Origin of the sequence: Colwellia sp. C1TZA3 (assembly GCF_007954265.1) — a bacterium.
In the GTDB taxonomy this organism is placed as follows: Bacteria; Pseudomonadota; Gammaproteobacteria; order Enterobacterales; family Alteromonadaceae; genus Cognaticolwellia.
In genome coordinates this window covers 1-15,881 of record NZ_VOLS01000019.1, presented here as the reverse complement: position 1 = coordinate 15,881, position 15,881 = coordinate 1, and the positions used below count along the sequence as shown (strand labels likewise).

The 15,881-nt window shown below is 38.1% G+C and carries 17 protein-coding genes; 7 read left to right on the top strand and 10 right to left on the bottom strand.

Annotation, left to right across the window (positions count from 1 at the left end):
• Positions 1-22 precede the first annotated feature (22 nt).
• The 4 genes from pcnB to panC all read left to right on the top strand — a co-directional run bounded on the left by pcnB (position 23) and on the right by panC (position 3,764).
• Complete coding sequence (pcnB, locus tag ESZ39_RS07665; protein ID WP_411266864.1) at positions 23-1,432, top strand: polynucleotide adenylyltransferase PcnB; 1,410 nt, start codon at positions 23-25, stop codon at positions 1,430-1,432.
• Positions 1,432-1,923: a 2-amino-4-hydroxy-6-hydroxymethyldihydropteridine diphosphokinase gene (gene folK / locus ESZ39_RS07660; RefSeq protein WP_146879324.1), complete on the top strand. Its 492-nt coding sequence runs from the start codon at positions 1,432-1,434 to the stop codon at positions 1,921-1,923. Before pcnB ends, folK begins: the two co-directional genes overlap by 1 nt.
• A gap of 57 nt (positions 1,924-1,980) precedes the next feature.
• Positions 1,981-2,775 (top strand): 3-methyl-2-oxobutanoate hydroxymethyltransferase, encoded by a 795-nt coding sequence (gene panB, locus ESZ39_RS07655; RefSeq protein WP_146879323.1) that lies wholly within the window; start codon positions 1,981-1,983, stop codon positions 2,773-2,775.
• A 137-nt stretch (positions 2,776-2,912) separates the two neighbouring features.
• Entirely contained in the window at positions 2,913-3,764 is an 852-nt protein-coding gene (gene panC / locus ESZ39_RS07650; protein WP_146879322.1) for a pantoate--beta-alanine ligase, read from the top strand.
• An 85-nt stretch (positions 3,765-3,849) separates the two neighbouring features.
• Here the strand turns inward: panC and panP are convergent, their stop codons facing one another.
• The 5 genes from panP to efp all read right to left on the bottom strand — a co-directional run bounded on the left by panP (position 3,850) and on the right by efp (position 9,717).
• The gene (gene panP / locus ESZ39_RS07645; protein ID WP_146879321.1) at positions 3,850-5,478 is read right to left on the bottom strand and encodes a pyridoxal-dependent aspartate 1-decarboxylase PanP; all 1,629 of its coding nucleotides are present in this window, start codon (positions 5,476-5,478) and stop codon (positions 3,850-3,852) included.
• Between the two features lie 631 nt (positions 5,479-6,109).
• Positions 6,110-6,799 (bottom strand): tRNA (guanine(46)-N(7))-methyltransferase TrmB, encoded by a 690-nt coding sequence (gene trmB, locus ESZ39_RS07640; protein WP_146879320.1) that lies wholly within the window; start codon positions 6,797-6,799, stop codon positions 6,110-6,112.
• Between the two features lie 44 nt (positions 6,800-6,843).
• Entirely contained in the window at positions 6,844-7,617 is a 774-nt protein-coding gene (locus ESZ39_RS07635; protein ID WP_146879319.1) for an ABC transporter permease, read from the bottom strand.
• A gap of 5 nt (positions 7,618-7,622) precedes the next feature.
• On the bottom strand, positions 7,623-8,564 hold the full coding sequence (locus ESZ39_RS07630; protein WP_146879318.1) for an ABC transporter ATP-binding protein: 942 nt from the start codon (positions 8,562-8,564) through the stop codon (positions 7,623-7,625).
• A 580-nt stretch (positions 8,565-9,144) separates the two neighbouring features.
• On the bottom strand, positions 9,145-9,717 hold the full coding sequence (gene efp, locus ESZ39_RS07625; protein WP_146879317.1) for an elongation factor P: 573 nt from the start codon (positions 9,715-9,717) through the stop codon (positions 9,145-9,147).
• A gap of 58 nt (positions 9,718-9,775) precedes the next feature.
• On the opposite strand from efp, the gene epmB reads away from it, so the two are divergent.
• Positions 9,776-10,792, top strand: coding sequence for an EF-P beta-lysylation protein EpmB (gene epmB / locus ESZ39_RS07620; RefSeq protein WP_146879360.1), 1,017 nt, complete (start codon positions 9,776-9,778; stop codon positions 10,790-10,792).
• Between the two features lie 208 nt (positions 10,793-11,000).
• Positions 11,001-11,297: a hypothetical protein gene (locus tag ESZ39_RS07615; RefSeq protein WP_146879316.1), complete on the top strand. Its 297-nt coding sequence runs from the start codon at positions 11,001-11,003 to the stop codon at positions 11,295-11,297.
• Between the two features lie 172 nt (positions 11,298-11,469).
• Here ESZ39_RS07615 and ESZ39_RS07610 read toward each other — a convergent pair whose 3' ends face one another.
• The 5 genes from ESZ39_RS07610 to ESZ39_RS07590 form a co-directional block, all read right to left on the bottom strand.
• Positions 11,470-11,973, bottom strand: coding sequence for a DUF3016 domain-containing protein (locus tag ESZ39_RS07610; protein WP_223270285.1), 504 nt, complete (start codon positions 11,971-11,973; stop codon positions 11,470-11,472).
• Positions 11,974-12,504: 531 nt separating this feature from the next.
• Positions 12,505-13,182 carry a GNA1162 family protein gene (locus tag ESZ39_RS07605; RefSeq protein ID WP_146879315.1) on the bottom strand — a complete coding sequence of 226 codons (678 nt, stop codon included), beginning with the start codon at positions 13,180-13,182 and terminating at the stop codon, positions 12,505-12,507.
• Positions 13,183-13,187: 5 nt separating this feature from the next.
• Positions 13,188-13,544, bottom strand: a complete 357-nt coding sequence (locus ESZ39_RS07600; protein WP_146879314.1) for a DUF4810 domain-containing protein — start codon at positions 13,542-13,544, stop codon at positions 13,188-13,190.
• Between the two features lie 11 nt (positions 13,545-13,555).
• Positions 13,556-13,861, bottom strand: a complete 306-nt coding sequence (locus ESZ39_RS07595) for a hypothetical protein (protein WP_146879313.1) — start codon at positions 13,859-13,861, stop codon at positions 13,556-13,558.
• 11 nt (positions 13,862-13,872) lie between these two features.
• Positions 13,873-14,958 (bottom strand): CsgG/HfaB family protein, encoded by a 1,086-nt coding sequence (locus tag ESZ39_RS07590; RefSeq protein ID WP_223270284.1) that lies wholly within the window; start codon positions 14,956-14,958, stop codon positions 13,873-13,875.
• A 633-nt stretch (positions 14,959-15,591) separates the two neighbouring features.
• Between ESZ39_RS07590 and ESZ39_RS07585 the strand changes: the two genes are divergently transcribed.
• Positions 15,592-15,881: transposase (locus ESZ39_RS07585; RefSeq protein WP_146879312.1), on the top strand; the 290-nt coding region annotated here is incomplete at its 3' end.

Sequence of the window (15,881 nt, the reverse complement as noted above, 5' to 3'; positions counted from 1 at the left end):
CATTATCAAAAGCGTGATCAATTTGTGTAAAAAAGTACTCGGAAAAGCCCGAAAAAAAAACGTTAAGCAGCCATCATTTGAACAGCCTATTATACTTTCACGTGATCAGCACCCTGTATCTAGAAAACACATCAGTCACAATGCCTTAAAAGTATTGTATCGCTTAAATAAAGGCGGCTATGACGCTTACTTAGTGGGCGGTGGTGTTCGCGATATTATCTTAGGCTTTGAACCCAAAGATTTTGATATTGCCACCAACGCAACCCCTGAGCAAATTAAGGAATTGTTTCGTAATTGTCGACTTATTGGTCGTCGCTTTCGTCTTGCCCATATTGTTTTTGGCCGTGAGATTATTGAAGTGGCCACGTTTAGGGGCCATCACGATAGCGATGAAGAAAAAAACTGCCAGAAAACTTCAAAGCAAAGTGAAGACGGCATGCTCTTGCGTGACAATATTTATGGCAGTATTGAAGAAGACGCCGAACGTCGTGACTTTACCATTAATGCACTTTATTACTCGGCCAAAGACTTTAAAGTTTATGACTTTGCCAATGGTGTTGCTGATGTTTACGCCAAACAAATTCGCTTAATTGGTGACCCTGAAACACGCTACCGTGAAGACCCAGTTCGGATGTTACGGGCTATTCGTTTCGCGACAAAATTAGACATGGAGATTCATTCTGACACTGAAGCGCCAATAAAAACGCTGGCGCCACTGATGGCTAATATCCCGCCTGCACGATTGTTTGAAGAGTTTTTAAAGCTGTTTATGTCTGGCAAAGCGTTACCGAACTTCGAACTGTTGCGTGATTACAGTTTATTTCAGTACTTCTTCCCTGCGGTTGATCAGCAACTGAATCAAAAATCTCAAGTTTATTTAGCTGACTTTATCAGTTTGGCAATGAAAAACACTGACCATAGAGTTAATAATGATCAGCGTGTTACCCCGGCATTTTTATTTGCTGCTATGCTTTGGTACCCGATGCAAGAGCACATAAAACGCTTAAACCGTGAAGCCCAATTAACACCACAAGATGCATTTTTTGGTGCGTTAAGTGAAGTGATGTCAGAGCAACAGCGCAGTATTGCTATACCCAAACGTTTTCAAGCCGTGATGAAAGACATTTGGATTTTACAAGAAAAGTTAGTTCGCCGAGATGGTAAACGAGCATTTAAAGCACTTGAACATCCTAAATTTAGAGCCGGTTATGACTTTTTATTACTGCGCGCTGAAATTGAACAGCCAAACACCAGTAATAGCGAGCCAGGTTCTCTGCAAGAACTTGCTAAGTGGTGGGGAGACTTTCAAGAGTCTAATGTTGATACACAACAAGTGATGATCAAAAGTATTGTCCCCAGTAAAAGTGGCCCTCGACGCAACACACGTAAGCGTAAAAAACCTCGGGTAGAAAGCACTAGTAGCGAAGCATAATGGCTTTAGCCTATATTGGTTTAGGCAGTAACTTAGCTGATCCGCAAGCACAAATTTCTTCTGCGTTAGATAAACTAGCGCAGTTAGAACATTGCCAGATCAGCAAAGTATCTTCATTGTATTTTAGTCGCCCTATGGGGCCACAAGATCAACCTGATTACATGAATGCTGTAGTCGCCATTGAAACAAACTTGAGTGCCATTGCGTTACTGGATCAGCTACAAAATATTGAGCAAAATGCTGGTCGAGTTCGCAAAGATAATCGTTGGGGCGCTAGGGTGCTTGATTTAGACATCCTCTTATTTGCCCAGCAAATGATAAGTACTGAACGCTTAACAATACCGCACTATGGCTTAAAGCGACGAGAATTTGTGCTATTACCCCTGGCAGAAATAGCCCCCTACTTAGTTTTACCTGATGGTGATAGTATTCAAGCGCTGGCTAACCAAATAGATAAAAATGGACTAAAAATTCACAGTAAGTTAAGTTAGAATAACAGCTCTAAAAGTAGCAAAGATTAATGCTGCATCATAACCAACGGAAATATTATGGCCCAAATAACCACCGCCACCTTAAAGAAAATGAAACAACAAGGTGAAAAAATTACCACTATTACCGCCTATGATGCCAGTTTTGCGAAAATATTCGATCAAGCAGGTATTCATGCAATATTGATCGGTGACTCACTAGGCATGGTTTTACAAGGCCATGACGATACCCTGCCCGTTGATATTGAGCACATGGCTTATCATACGCTTTGTGTAAAACGTGGCGTAGAAAATAGCCTTATTATCGCTGATATGCCTTTTATGAGTTACGCCACTACTGAACAAGCCTATGTAAACGCCGCTAAGCTAATGCAAGCCGGTGCTAGCATGGTAAAAATAGAAGGTGGCCAGTGGCTAGAAGCAAGCATTAAAGGCCTAGTTGAGCGTGGTATCCCAGTTTGTGCGCATTTGGGCTTAACGCCACAATCGGTCAACGTATTTGGCGGCTTTAAAGTACAAGGTAGAGAAAGCGACAAAGCCCTAGAAATGATTGAAAACGCCAAAGCATTAGAAGCGGCAGGCGCACAGTTATTAGTACTCGAGTGTATTCCAAGTGGCTTAGGTAAAGCTATTACAGAAGCGGTCTCAATACCGACCATTGGTATAGGGGCAGGTAAAGATACCGATGGACAAATTTTAGTGATGCATGATGCCTTAGGCATCTCATGTAGTTATATGCCTAAGTTTTCACGTAACTTTTTAATCGATACTGGCGATATTAAAAAAGCAGTAGAGCTGTATATTGACGAAGTTAGTAAGGGTAATTTTCCAGGCCCTGAACACATTTTCAAATAGCTAGCGATTATAATTTCGCACAGCCAAGCCGATTATTATGTAGACCATTAGAAGGTGAGTCATTAATGTATCTGTGGGTATAAAACCCATTGTCATTAAAACACCGGCCTTTAACATCGAACAGAAAGTAGAATACCATGCAAACAATTGAACAAATTTCGAATTTACGTCGCGAAATTAATCTTTGGCGCCAACAAGGTCTTAACATTGCTTTTGTTCCCACTATGGGCAACTTACACCAGGGACATATTGCCTTAGTAAAAAAAGCCAAATTGGTTGCTGATAAAGTGGTTGCCAGTATTTTTGTTAACCCAATGCAATTTGGTGCAAATGAAGATATCGGTAATTACCCTCGCACTATGGCGGCCGATCAAGACAAATTACTGGCCGCCGGTTGCGACTTATTATTTACTCCCACACCAGCGATTATTTATCCTAAAGGTTTAGACCAACAAAGTTATGTTGAAGTACCGAATGTTTCTCAACATTATTGTGGTGAAAGTCGCCCTGGACATTTTCGTGGTGTAACAACCGTTGTTTGTAAGTTGTTTAATTTAGTACAGCCGGATATTGCCTGCTTTGGCTTAAAGGACTATCAGCAAGTACAAGTAATTCAAACCATGGTGGAAGACTTATCCATGCCGATTGAGATAATAGCGGTTGAAACAGTACGAGAAACCTCAGGTTTAGCGTTAAGCTCACGTAATAATTATCTCAATGAACAAGAAAAAAACATCGCGCCGGCCTTAAGTCAAAATCTTAAATGGCTAGCTCAAGCGATACAAAGCGACAATAACTTTATTGGCTTAGCGCAACAGGCCGCCAATAATATCGATATAGCTGGCATGAAAACCGATTATATTCATATTTGTCACGCGCGCACTTTACAACCTGCCAGTAAAGACGATAAACAACTGGTGATTCTCGCTGCCGCGCATTGTGGTAAAGCAAGGTTAATTGATAACCTACAAGTGACCTTAACTTTATAGCTTTATAGCTTTATAGCTTTATAGCGCAGTAAACATTAAAGCGACGACCTAAGGTAGTCGCTTTTTTATTTGCCAATGAAAATGTTCAAGTCATCGTCAGTAACAAGGGCAAAAAGCTTTCACTTTCTTGTGCCAGCGTTGCTTGTTCCGCTAGAACATCTTGTAGAATAGTTTTTGAGGTCAGTGGATTAGCCAATACAACGCGAAAAACTAAAGTTTTACGCCCTTGATACTTTTTCACTTCAATACGGGTACGAGAAACAAAAGATTTACCATTTTCACGTTGACGTTTTTGAATAAACTTGGTCAGTTTATCGAGCAATTCATTGATATTTTCTTGTTCAATATCATCAGCATTCGCCAACAACTTTTGTACAATAGCTGGATTATAACGATACGTTAGCAAGCATAACTCAGGTCTAGTGATCAATTCAAAGTCAGGGTGTTGCGCGATTAACTTAGCAAAATAATGGGCTTTTTCAATACTGTTATTAATCAGCATTTCATAGCCAGGCCGGCTGATCACGTGCAGCGCAGAATATACCAGCATTGCCATACCTGGGCGTGAACCTTCCAAAGTATGACTACCTAGATCTTTTGAGCCTTTACGTAAAATGTACTCCGCATGATGCTCAATAGCGGCTACCGAGGCTGGGTTTTTAAATACGACTAGCCCAGCGCCCATCGGCACATACATTTGCTTGTGTGCGTCGATAGTCACTGAATCAGCTAACTCAATGCCTTTTAATAAGGGGCGATATTTATTTGATAGTAAGGTCGCGCCGCCCCACGCGGCGTCAACATGAAAATGCGCGCCATAACGTTGCGCAATAACGGCTATTTTATCAAGGGGGTCGACATTGCCGGTTTCAGTGGTTCCAGCAACACCAACAATACTGAGCACTTGAATATTCTCACTGGCTAATTGCTGGCATTTCGCTGCTAATAATTGGCAGTCAATTTTATTATTTTCATCAGTTGGAATCGCAATAACGCTGTCTTGACCTATGCCAAGTACATCTGCTGATTTTTTCAGTGAGTAATGACCACGAGCTGACACTAAAATAGCTAAGCCATCATACTGATAGTGTTTAAGCGCCTTAAATAAGCCCTCACGTGCTACACCTTTAAAGTCCCCATCAGGCTTGAGTAAGTTGTTACGTGCAACCCAAAGTGCTGTTAAATTAGCGACAGTACCACCTGAGCAAAATGCACCTAAGGAGTGATTAGCACTGTGCATCCACTGTTGATAAAATGGTGCTTCTTTTTCATAAACTAACCGATGCATCATACCGAGAACTTGTCGTTCCATCGGGGTAAATGCTTTAGAGGTCTCTATTTTTACCAAATTTTGATTTAAGCCCACCATCAACTTTGACAACGGCAAAATAAAGTAAGGTAATGCTGAGGTCATATGGCCAATAAAACTTGGACTTGAGGTATGCACAGACTGAGACACCAACTTGTCAAGCAAGTGCTGCATGTGGTCAGAAACAAAAGCAGGCTCTTCAGGGATCTGCGAACCGGCAAAATCTTTTTCAATTTCGCTTAACGCTTGTTCTGTTGCCGCTATATGTGCGCCAAGAAAGCCTGCCAAGTTTTGCGACATCTCATTCTCTATTCGCCCTAATGTAGAATCAGGGGCGACAGGAATGGTAAAAATGCGCAGTAAAGACTCTTCAGACGCTTTTGCCGCGCGTTTATTCACCGTCATATTTATTCACTATTAACGACTTACCTTCAGTAAGTTGATCTTTATATATGTGCGGCACTGTAATAAAAAATTAAGCAAAAGTCTCGTTTTTTCAATCAAAATTGACTTTTAAAGATAAGATTAAGCCAAATAAAGCTTAATTTAATTAGGCTAAATTTAGCGATGATACTCAACTAATACCAGTTCCATTAAGTTTGTGATCTTGTTGTGCGCAGGAAAAATAATTCAAGGTAAGGCGCTCGATTGAGCAATAGCTGGCTATTGGGATTGAGAGCAACACAGCCTTGAGCTATTTTAACTAGTACAAGTGAGCAATAACTTAATGGGATTGGTATAAAATGCGGCTTAACTCACTAAAGTTGCTATATAAACTAAACCCAGTTCAACAATTGCTAAGCTGCTTAATGCCAGCATAAAAACGGTTTTTTTAATATTGTTTATCATGTTATTCATCCTAAATTACCAGTTGATATAAGAAAGTAATATCAACATTCAGGCCAGAAACGTAACCACATGAAATATATATAAAAAACAATAAAAACCAGCTTAACACTGAATAATAAAAAGGTATGAATTGGCTAAAAAATTGTTAATTTAACCAATTTTTTTTGTTTTTAGTTTACCGCTGTTATCACTTAAAAATCCGCAATTGCCAGCATTGCTGTCCACTCGCTTGATACTTTGCCTCAAATGGCGTTAATGGCTGAGCGTCATTAATCGCGGATATATCGCCTTGCAAAGAAAATATACTCGCTGCCAGTTGAAACTCTTCTAAGTAAAGCCGCCAGTTGCTGCGTAAAATAATTTCTTGTCCAACAGCAATAATTTGTGGAAAAACAGCACTACCGTGCCAGCGCCTCTGCACATGCTTAGCTTTTGGCCAAGGATTTGGATATAAAATATAATGCTGACTTATTTGCCAGTTAGCGGTCACAACAAGGCGATAAAAGTCATTTAAATCAGCGCGGATCAAATGATAATTCTCTACTCGGCCTTGACCGTCATCATGCTCAACTTCATCTACATTACGGTTAATTCTATGAGCAGATTTATCTATCCCTATCACTAAGGCATCTGGATTTTGCTTGGCTAATAAGCGTGTGCTTTGACCCACGCCACAACACGAATCAAGAATAACTTCACCCGAAAATGCCTGCACAATATGATTAATTTCATCAAATGCTTGCTGAGTGTGTGCTTGTATTGGCTTTTGTGATGGATGCGCAATATGCTTATGAACGATTTCAACCAACTTTTCATGCATGTCGGGCTGGTTAGTCTCAATCATTCTTGAGTCACCGGTTATTTCTGTATTGCTCATTACTTTTTACCTATAAATTTCAATATTTCAGCTAGTTATTAAGCTTAACTTCTTAAACCAATACCTTTAGTAATTAGCACCATAGCAACAGTATACAAACTCACAATAAATACACCTAATACCGAAAATGACAAGGCTAAACTCACATCAGAAATACCTAAAAAACCATACCTAAAAGCACTGACCATATAAACAATGGGATTGATTTGCGATATACCCTGCCAAAAGTCAGGTAACAAACTAATAGAATAAAACACGCCACCCAAATAGGTCAGTGGCGTTAATATAAAAGTGGGAATAATAGATATGTCGTCAAAACTACCCGCAAAAATAGCGTTAATTAAACCACCCAAAGCAAAGGTAGCTGAGGTAAGTGCTACCGTAGTAATAATCACCCAAATATTATGTATTTGTATATCAACAAAAAACATCGATACAAATGTCACTATACCACCTACCAACATGCCTCGCGCCATTCCGCCGCCAACATAGCCAGCGACAATAACCCAATTAGGTACTGGTGCTACTAGCATTTCTTCAACATTTCGTTGCCACTTAGCACTGAAAAATGATGAGGCAACATTAGAATATGAATTGGTAATAACAGTCATCATAATCAAACCGGGCACAATAAATGACATATAATCAAAACCGCCCATTTCACCAATACGCGAGCCAATTAATGAGCCAAAGATAACAAAATATAAACTGATAGTAATCGCTGGTGGAACCAATGTTTGCACCCAAATACGCATAAAACGGTGTATTTCTTTGTGCAAAATGCTCTTAAGCGCAATGATATTTCTAGATGATGCCATGATATTTATTCCTTAACCGCGCTTTTACTCGATGCTTGACCACTACCGACTAGACCAACAAATAACTCTTCTAGGCGATTACTCTTATTTCGCATACTTAATACTTCAATACCTTGTTTATTGAGCTCACTAAACACAGCATTAATGGTTTGACGTTTTTTAACATCAACCTCTAAGGTATGATCATCAATAACTCTAGAGCTAAAATCTGCTAAAGCGGTTGGCACACTATTTGGCTTTAAATCAAAAACAAAAGTTTCAACATCTAATTTAGCTAATAATGATTTCATATTCGTATTTTCAACAATAATACCTGAGTCTATAATGGCAATATTTCGGCAAAGCATTTCCGCCTCTTCCAAATAATGTGTCGTTAAAATAATGGTAATGCCTTGCTGATTAAGCTCACGTAAAAACTCCCACATTGAGCGGCGTAGTTCAATATCTACACCGGCAGTAGGTTCGTCGAGTATTAGCATTTGTGGCTCGTGCATTAATGCTCGAGCAATCATTAAACGGCGTTTCATGCCACCTGAAAGCATACGGGCTGAGTCATTACGTTTCTCCCATAAGTTTAATTGTTTTAGATATTTCTCAGCTCGCTGAACCGCTAATTTACGCTCAACACCATAGTAGCCCGCTTGGTTAACCAAAATCTTCATTAATGATTCAAATTGATTAAAATTAAACTCTTGCGGTACTACACCAATAAAGCTTTTCGCTGTTTCAAGTTCTTGATCAATATCATGGCCAAAAACAACAACTTTACCTGCTGTTTTATTCACTAATGACATAATAATGCCTATAGTGGTAGATTTACCGGCGCCATTGGGCCCAAGCAAAGCAAAAAAATCGCCTTGTTTTACCGTTAGATCGATGCCTTTTAATGCTTGAAAACCACCTTTATAGGTTTTCTTTAATCCTGATATTTTTAATGCTGATTGCATAGCGAACCTTAAAAAAATTGCGTGTCTTTAACGTGGGGGCAAGTTGGTCATTTTCAACAGATAAAGCCGTTGTTCTTTAGCCACAGCAAACTTAGAAAATTAAAGCGTAATAATACTTAACGAGCAAAAATTTCGCTAATATCATTTGCCTTGCCACGGTGGAAGAATATGATGAATTTATCCCCATTTGATTAATTAAGTGATTACCTTTTTTATGAGGAAAAATGGATAAAGACAAGGCATAAAATTTAGTCTGTAGTTATACCAATCCCATTAAGTTATTGCTCACTTGTACTAGTTAAAATAGCTCAAGGCTGTGTTGCTCTCAATCCCAATAGCCAGCTATTGCTCAATCGGGCGCCTTACCTTGAGTTATTTTTCCTGCGCACAACAAGATCACAAACTTAATGGAACTGGTATTATTCATCTTATAAATTTTATAACGCCGTACCTATTCATTTTAACCATTAAAAATCAGGAGGTAATTAATCAACTTGGTATTACTCAATGGTATCATTTTTCAGTAACAAAAAAGCCCGCAAAATGCAGGCCTTTGTTATTAAACAATAGTAGCTAAAGTTTAAGACTTACCCGCACGTGAAACATAGTCACCATTGCGCGTATCAACTTTTACCACATCACCTATTTGAACAAATAATGGTACACGTACCACAGCGCCAGTTGCCAGTGTTGCCGGTTTGCCACCCGTACCTGCGGTGTCACCTTTTAAGCCAGGGTCAGTTTCAGTAATTTGTAATTCAACAAAGTTAGGTGGTTCAACTGAGATAGGGTTACCATTCCAAAATGTAATAGTACAAATATCACCTTCTGCTAACCACTTAGCCACATCACCCACGGCTTTATCATCGGCAGCTACTTGTTCAAAGGTTACGTTATCCATAAAATGCCAAAATTCGCCATCAGCATATAAATAGCCTAACTCTGAGTCCATAACATCGGCGCCTTCAACACTTTCGCCTGATTTATAAGTTTTTTCTAATATTTTGCCAGATATTAACTTACGAATTTTAATACGGTTGAATGCTTGCCCTTTACCTGGCTTTACAATTTCATTATCGATAATGTTACAAGGTTCACCATCAATCATTAATTTAAGTCCAGCTTTGAACTGGTTAGTGCTAAAGTTAGCCATAATTATTATGCTCGTTCGTTCACGCAGTACACGCAAAGGTTAAAAATTGAATATAGAAATGCCGCAAATAATAACCCAAATCAGCGATAAATTGCACACTTCTTGGCAAAAAGAATTAGCAAATGTTATTACTGATCCAAAAACCTTGTTAGAATTGGTTGAAATTTCACCAGAAAGCTATCAACAGCACTTTGCTGCCCGTAAACTATTTCCGGTACGTGTGCCACGGCCCTTATTGTCTCGCATTAAAAAAGGCGATATCAACGACCCTATTCTAAAACAGGTTATGCCATTAGATTTAGAGTTCTCAATGACTGACGGTTATAGCGAAGATCCACTAGAAGAACATGATACCGTTGCACCAGGATTGCTGCATAAATATAAACATCGCGTACTAATGATGGTGAAAACCGGCTGTGCGATTAATTGTCGTTACTGTTTTCGCCGCCACTTTCCTTATGCCGATAACAGCCCAAACAAGGTACGATGGCAGCAAGCACTTAGCTATATTGAGCAGCATTTAGAAATCAACGAAGTCATTTTTAGTGGTGGCGATCCATTAATGGCCAGTGACGAGCACTTGCAGTGGTTAATTACTGAAATTGAAAAAATTCCCCACATTACCCGCTTACGTATTCACACACGTTTGCCCATCGTCATTCCGCAGCGTGTAACGCCAGCTTTAATCAAAGCCTTAAGCTTAACCAGACTTAAACCCGTCATTGTTTTTCACATTAATCATGCCAACGAAATTGATACTAACGTTGCACAAGCTATTGAACCTTTGCTTGCGGCCAGAATTCCATTATTTAATCAAAGCGTATTACTAAAAGATATTAATGACAATGCCAAGACACTGGCAGCACTGAGTGAAGGCTTATTTGATGTGGGTATTCAGCCCTACTACTTACATTTATTTGATAAAGTACAAGGAGTCGCCCACTTTGATATCACAGAATCAGAGGCTAAAAAAATAACTTTGCAACTGCTAGCAATTTTACCTGGTTATTTAATGCCAAAACTTGTCAGAGAAATTGCTGGAGAAGCTAATAAGACGCCGATTAGTCTTACTTAACATCGGCCTATTAATTATCAGCGTAATTTACTATCAAAACTTGTCGAAAACTAAAGAAATATAAGTAATTTGGCCTAACATTAGCTATTTAAATATCACAGTAAGTTAATACTAAAACTTATGAGAGAAATGATCAGAGAAGCTAACAAAAGCCTAGCCAATTTGGCATAATAGCGCCATTAAACAGACAAAACCAAGATGAGTTATTATGAGCGAAGCGGTACACAAACAATTAATCGATAATATTTCAATCATTTTAAAGAAGTCACTAGCGGCAGACGCCACGTTAAATACCTTACGTGAAGCCAAACAAGCAGGCTTCGCAGCGATATTTACCGCAGATGCTGGCTTCAAATGTTCAGCAAATACTTTTCAACCTTATGTTGAAGAAGTGGCAAACGATTTGGTGTTTTGGCAAAAAACCTCTGATGAGCAAGCACTGATCGATATCGTAAAAAAAATTGAACAGTTATTTATGGTGCTAGCTAAGCTTGAACAAAGCTAAACACCTAGTAGCTAAAACCAAAAAACGCAGCTTTGCTGCGTTTTTTATACCTAAAACTTATTATGCCCGTTCGATTTAAAACTTATCACTGATATATTTTTAGCCAAGATAGTTATTGCTAAAAAGTACGAGTTAATAAACTCTGGTTAATAAAATCTGGTAAAAAGCATGACTATTTAACTATGTCATTTTCGAAGGTCTTTCTAAACCAATCATCAAACATAGCTTTTTCATAACCTAAAGTTTGGTTACGATATCTTAAACTGCTATGCATTAAAAAACCCATATCTTTTAATGAGATCTTTGCGCTTTTAACCACTGTATTATCGGCATTGAGTAATTGGTAACTGAACTCTATACGTGGAAAAAAGATATCTTTTATAATGCGAATACGCTTCATACCTCCAAAATTAACATCGCCAGCTAAATCTAGATTCGTGATATCAAAAACTAACTTTTGTTGTTCTGGTAGCGCTTCAGCCATTTTAGCAAAGTGCTCTTCAAAGGCTTTAAAAGTTCTATCCTTAAAATGTTGACGATGCCCTTGGCCTGCATCGATATCAGAATACTTGTCAGGATTTGTCCACTTAACTTCAACTTGCGCCGCTTGGGCTGTTACCGCTGATATTAAAACGACAACAAGGCTTAATAAACCTGTCATAAATTTATTCATCATTTCATCCTCTTTATTGCTTTCAGTATAGTAGACCGTAAAACCTAAGAAAAGTGTCGATCTAATTGTTAATTATCATGCTGGATAATATTAAGCGGGTTCATAACACTCTACCCTATCAATATCATAGCCACGTAGCTAATATTACCTGCTATATAAACAGTGTTAAGCTTACAATAGCCAATGAAGGAACAATCTATTAATCTTTATCGAGTTAGTGCTTTTATAAAAGTGACTTTATTACTTAATTCAAGACTCATTGTTTAGTCTACTTTTGGTTGTCTGAGACCTACGAAGACAGTCTTTGCCGCTTTAACTCAATATTTATAAAAATAAACACTACCAGAACATCTTAATTAGTGATTTAAATACTTTTGCTAAAACAGTAGTTTTATTCGCGTGATTATACAAGGAAGATGTTTTGAGTACATGATTTAATGATAGCAACATAAAAGCGGATATAATTATATCCGCTTTTATAATTATAAATTTAACAAAATTAAATATTATCAAAAAGTAATTCAATAATCTTTATTATTCTTTTGGCATTTGCTGCATAACCTTAATTTTTTGATCCTTAAGATATAATGGATGGTAAGGGCCTACAGGTACCGTTCCAACAAAACGACTATTAGCCTTTTTTGCGTAATCAGTGTAGTCAGCTGCCGCTGTATTTACTGCTGTAACTATCGCACCAACTAACAAGCCGGCTAAACCACCACCGCTATTGCCACCACTAAGGTCGACGACTACAGTTCCGGTATATTTCCATAACGTCTGAGATGATTTTGTCGACTTTATTTCTGCATCAATTGACACAGTCAAGCTTGAAGCAATAACAGCATAGTCCGTATCCCACTCTACAATTTTAGTAAATAAAACAGCGTCAGCACCGAAGTACTCATGAAATTTACCTAGAGGCATATCGTACACTAGCTCTGCATCGTAGATACCTTCTTGTTTTAATATCTCTGTAGTTAATTCATATGGGAATGTATAGTAACCCTGAAACGCAATAGGTATCTCAACCGTTGTCGCATAATAAGCTTTAGCATCAGCAGCTGTACTTAAATTGATCGGTGGCATTATCAATAACGAACGTGGCTTCTCATTGTACATTTCTGGGAATTCGTCTATTTTAGTTACATAACTAGGGCTAGCACAACCCGATACGATCACAACAACCAATGCAAAGCATATAGTTTTAAGCATATTTACTACCCCTGTGCCTTAACTTTGCTGATCAAATTATTCATAAAGATCACTGCCTCTGGATAAATGTCTTTTTCCAATTTAAAGTAGGAAACCGCCTTCTTTGTATCATTCACCTTTAAGTACAAATAACCTAAATTCGCGTATACACCAGGCGGAACTCGTAAGCCACGATTGTCCGAGCGCTGAATAACGTCTTCTAAAGCTGTCTTCCATTCGCTTTCAGAAGCTTCACCAGTATCTTTTTTCATCGCATAAAACGACTCTGAATATTCTCCATAATCATACATTGGCTTTACGCCATTAGCACAACCAGTCGCTAATATAGCGAGTAAAACCACACTTAAAATATTAATTCTCATGTTGTCACTCCTTAATTCGGTACGTTAAATTCTTTATCTTGACCATCGCCTAATAGAACAACACGATCAACAAGCACTTTTCCATTTTTACGAATTGTAACTCTTTGCTTACCAGGACTGACCTCGTAAACATTTTTGTAGCCTAGTTTATCGACTATAAAAGGAGTTCTGCTTCCTACCACAACCTCTGTGCCTACTGCATTGCCGGTAAAGTAGACATACGAGACTGAATCAGGCGTTCTAACACCTGAGTTATAACCACAAGCAGTTACCATCGAAGCGAAAAGTAACACTAATACTAAATTTAAACGTTTCATCTAAAATGTCCTTATTTACTTTCTTGAATATAAAGTTCGCTAAAGTCATTTTGGGTAATATATTTATTTAAGTCACCACTAACGATTTCAGTAATCGAGATCTCACTTTCTGGTGTATCACCCATAGTAGTTAAAACCTCTATGCTGCCCACTTTCTTTCCTGGCAACGTAATAAACATCCCCGTCTGAGGATTTTTAACCTTATTTCCTTGTTTTAAAACATCAAACTTAGAACCGATCATAATATTTTGTGATTTACCACCTGAAATAATTAAATTCCCATCTTCAGCTGCAAGCACATACGATTTCCATGGTTTACCTAACATATTTTCAATCACATTTGAGCCTAAGTTAGTAATGGCTGCATCTAACACTTTGTCATTTAGGGAACTGTCATAGCCAGCCTTATCACCAACCCCCATGATTGAGCCTGCTTCAGAATAAGCAACACCCTTACCACTTTCAGAGTAAATAATCTTACCCGTTGAAACTTCAATTAGACGAATATGAACAGTCGCGTTCGCTTCTTGCTTTTTAACTCGAGAGAAAATACCTACTTCACTCGTATTCTTACGACCAAACCCAGTAATTGAACCGACAATGATGTAATCAGCGGCATTTTTAACATTACCTTCACCACCTATATTTAACTCTTGCTCTATTTGCGTAAGGTCCGCACGCTCCAACATAATGAAACGACCAGTTTGAAACAACTTGGCAGACAAGATGTCCATAGCTTGTTTACCAATACGGTTGTTGTTCTTATCTACAAAGAATCCCTGTCCATAGTTGGTTTCATTTGTAAATCGGCTAATGGCTACTTTTCTTTTTAAATATTTTTTTTCAGTATTTTGAGCAACCAAAGATTGACTAATTACAGGCTCTTTTTGCTGAACAGTACTGATATTTTTCTTATCTACGGTTGCACACCCTGTGGCTAGCAACAATGCAGTTACGATTATTAAACACTTCCGTATCATATTGTTTCCTTTATATTTGAATAAAAAATGCATTAGAACAATGCATTGTTTAAACAGCAATGGCAAATAAGAATATTGCGTAACAACTGAAATCATTAAATTTTTATAACCACCCAAATAGTTCTTTAATTTTAAATGCTCAAGTTACATTCTCGACTCTAACTTGTACTTATCAGCCATATTTAATATCAGGGGTTAGGAAAGTGCACTGACAGCCGCTGTATTAAATATCTGAAACGACCGCTTTCGTATCAAACTTGTCTCTTTTTTACTCAGTTTTGACAAAGACAATAAGGTCAACTCTGTAGCAAAAATGATCGTTTATATTTTTTATACCTTCTCAGTGATTCTTCTTTCGAACTCTTTACCTAAAGTAATATTCAGCTGACCACTTTTTCTACCTATTCAAGTTATGCACTTACTATTTGAATCCAAGAAGTAAATAAAAAAGCCCGAATATTTCTATTCGGGCTTTTCTATTTTGAGCTATAAATGGTTTTGACTATTTATGCAGAGGATAAACTGTTTAGTTCAAGGCGCTTTATGACGAAATTTAGGGCTTTCTAAACGAGTTATAAAGCAACAAGAAGTTAACAGTTTAGACCAGCATAATTACATCATGCCGCCCATACAGTACTTATCTATTTTTTTTATTGAATTAGGGGCTGTTGATCTTTCGTGATTAAATTTTGAACTAAAAAAGGCGATCTCGTATAATAATTTCGCCAAAAACAAAAACACGAGCTCACCATGCCCCGAACAATGCTTAACGACCAGCACTGGTCAAAACTAAGCGTCATAATGCTCAAAGATAGAGTGTATAACAAGCCCCAACACAGAAATACTTTGGAAGGGATTCTATATCGAATGCGAACAGGCTGCCCCTGGCGTGATGTGCCAAAGTCATTTGGTGATTGGAGTGCAATATATAGACGCTTTAATTTATGGTCAAAGAAAGGTGTTTTAATGAGGCTTTTCAAGTCATTAAAATATGAGCCTGATCTTGAATGGGCGTTTATTGATGGTAGTATTGTTAAAGC

Coding starts and splice junctions, on each gene's coding strand:
- folK (WP_146879324.1), top strand. CDS start 1,432: ATGGCTTTAGCCTATATTGGTTTAGGCAGTAACTTAGCTGATCCGCAA.
- panB (WP_146879323.1), top strand. CDS start 1,981: ATGGCCCAAATAACCACCGCCACCTTAAAGAAAATGAAACAACAAGGT.
- panC (WP_146879322.1), top strand. CDS start 2,913: ATGCAAACAATTGAACAAATTTCGAATTTACGTCGCGAAATTAATCTT.
- panP (WP_146879321.1), bottom strand. CDS start 5,478: ATGACGGTGAATAAACGCGCGGCAAAAGCGTCTGAAGAGTCTTTACTG.
- trmB (WP_146879320.1), bottom strand. CDS start 6,799: ATGAGCAATACAGAAATAACCGGTGACTCAAGAATGATTGAGACTAAC.
- ESZ39_RS07635 (WP_146879319.1), bottom strand. CDS start 7,617: ATGGCATCATCTAGAAATATCATTGCGCTTAAGAGCATTTTGCACAAA.
- ESZ39_RS07630 (WP_146879318.1), bottom strand. CDS start 8,564: ATGCAATCAGCATTAAAAATATCAGGATTAAAGAAAACCTATAAAGGT.
- efp (WP_146879317.1), bottom strand. CDS start 9,717: ATGGCTAACTTTAGCACTAACCAGTTCAAAGCTGGACTTAAATTAATG.
- epmB (WP_146879360.1), top strand. CDS start 9,776: ATGCCGCAAATAATAACCCAAATCAGCGATAAATTGCACACTTCTTGG.
- ESZ39_RS07615 (WP_146879316.1), top strand. CDS start 11,001: ATGAGCGAAGCGGTACACAAACAATTAATCGATAATATTTCAATCATT.
- ESZ39_RS07610 (WP_223270285.1), bottom strand. CDS start 11,973: ATGATGAATAAATTTATGACAGGTTTATTAAGCCTTGTTGTCGTTTTA.
- ESZ39_RS07605 (WP_146879315.1), bottom strand. CDS start 13,182: ATGCTTAAAACTATATGCTTTGCATTGGTTGTTGTGATCGTATCGGGT.
- ESZ39_RS07600 (WP_146879314.1), bottom strand. CDS start 13,544: ATGAGAATTAATATTTTAAGTGTGGTTTTACTCGCTATATTAGCGACT.
- ESZ39_RS07595 (WP_146879313.1), bottom strand. CDS start 13,861: ATGAAACGTTTAAATTTAGTATTAGTGTTACTTTTCGCTTCGATGGTA.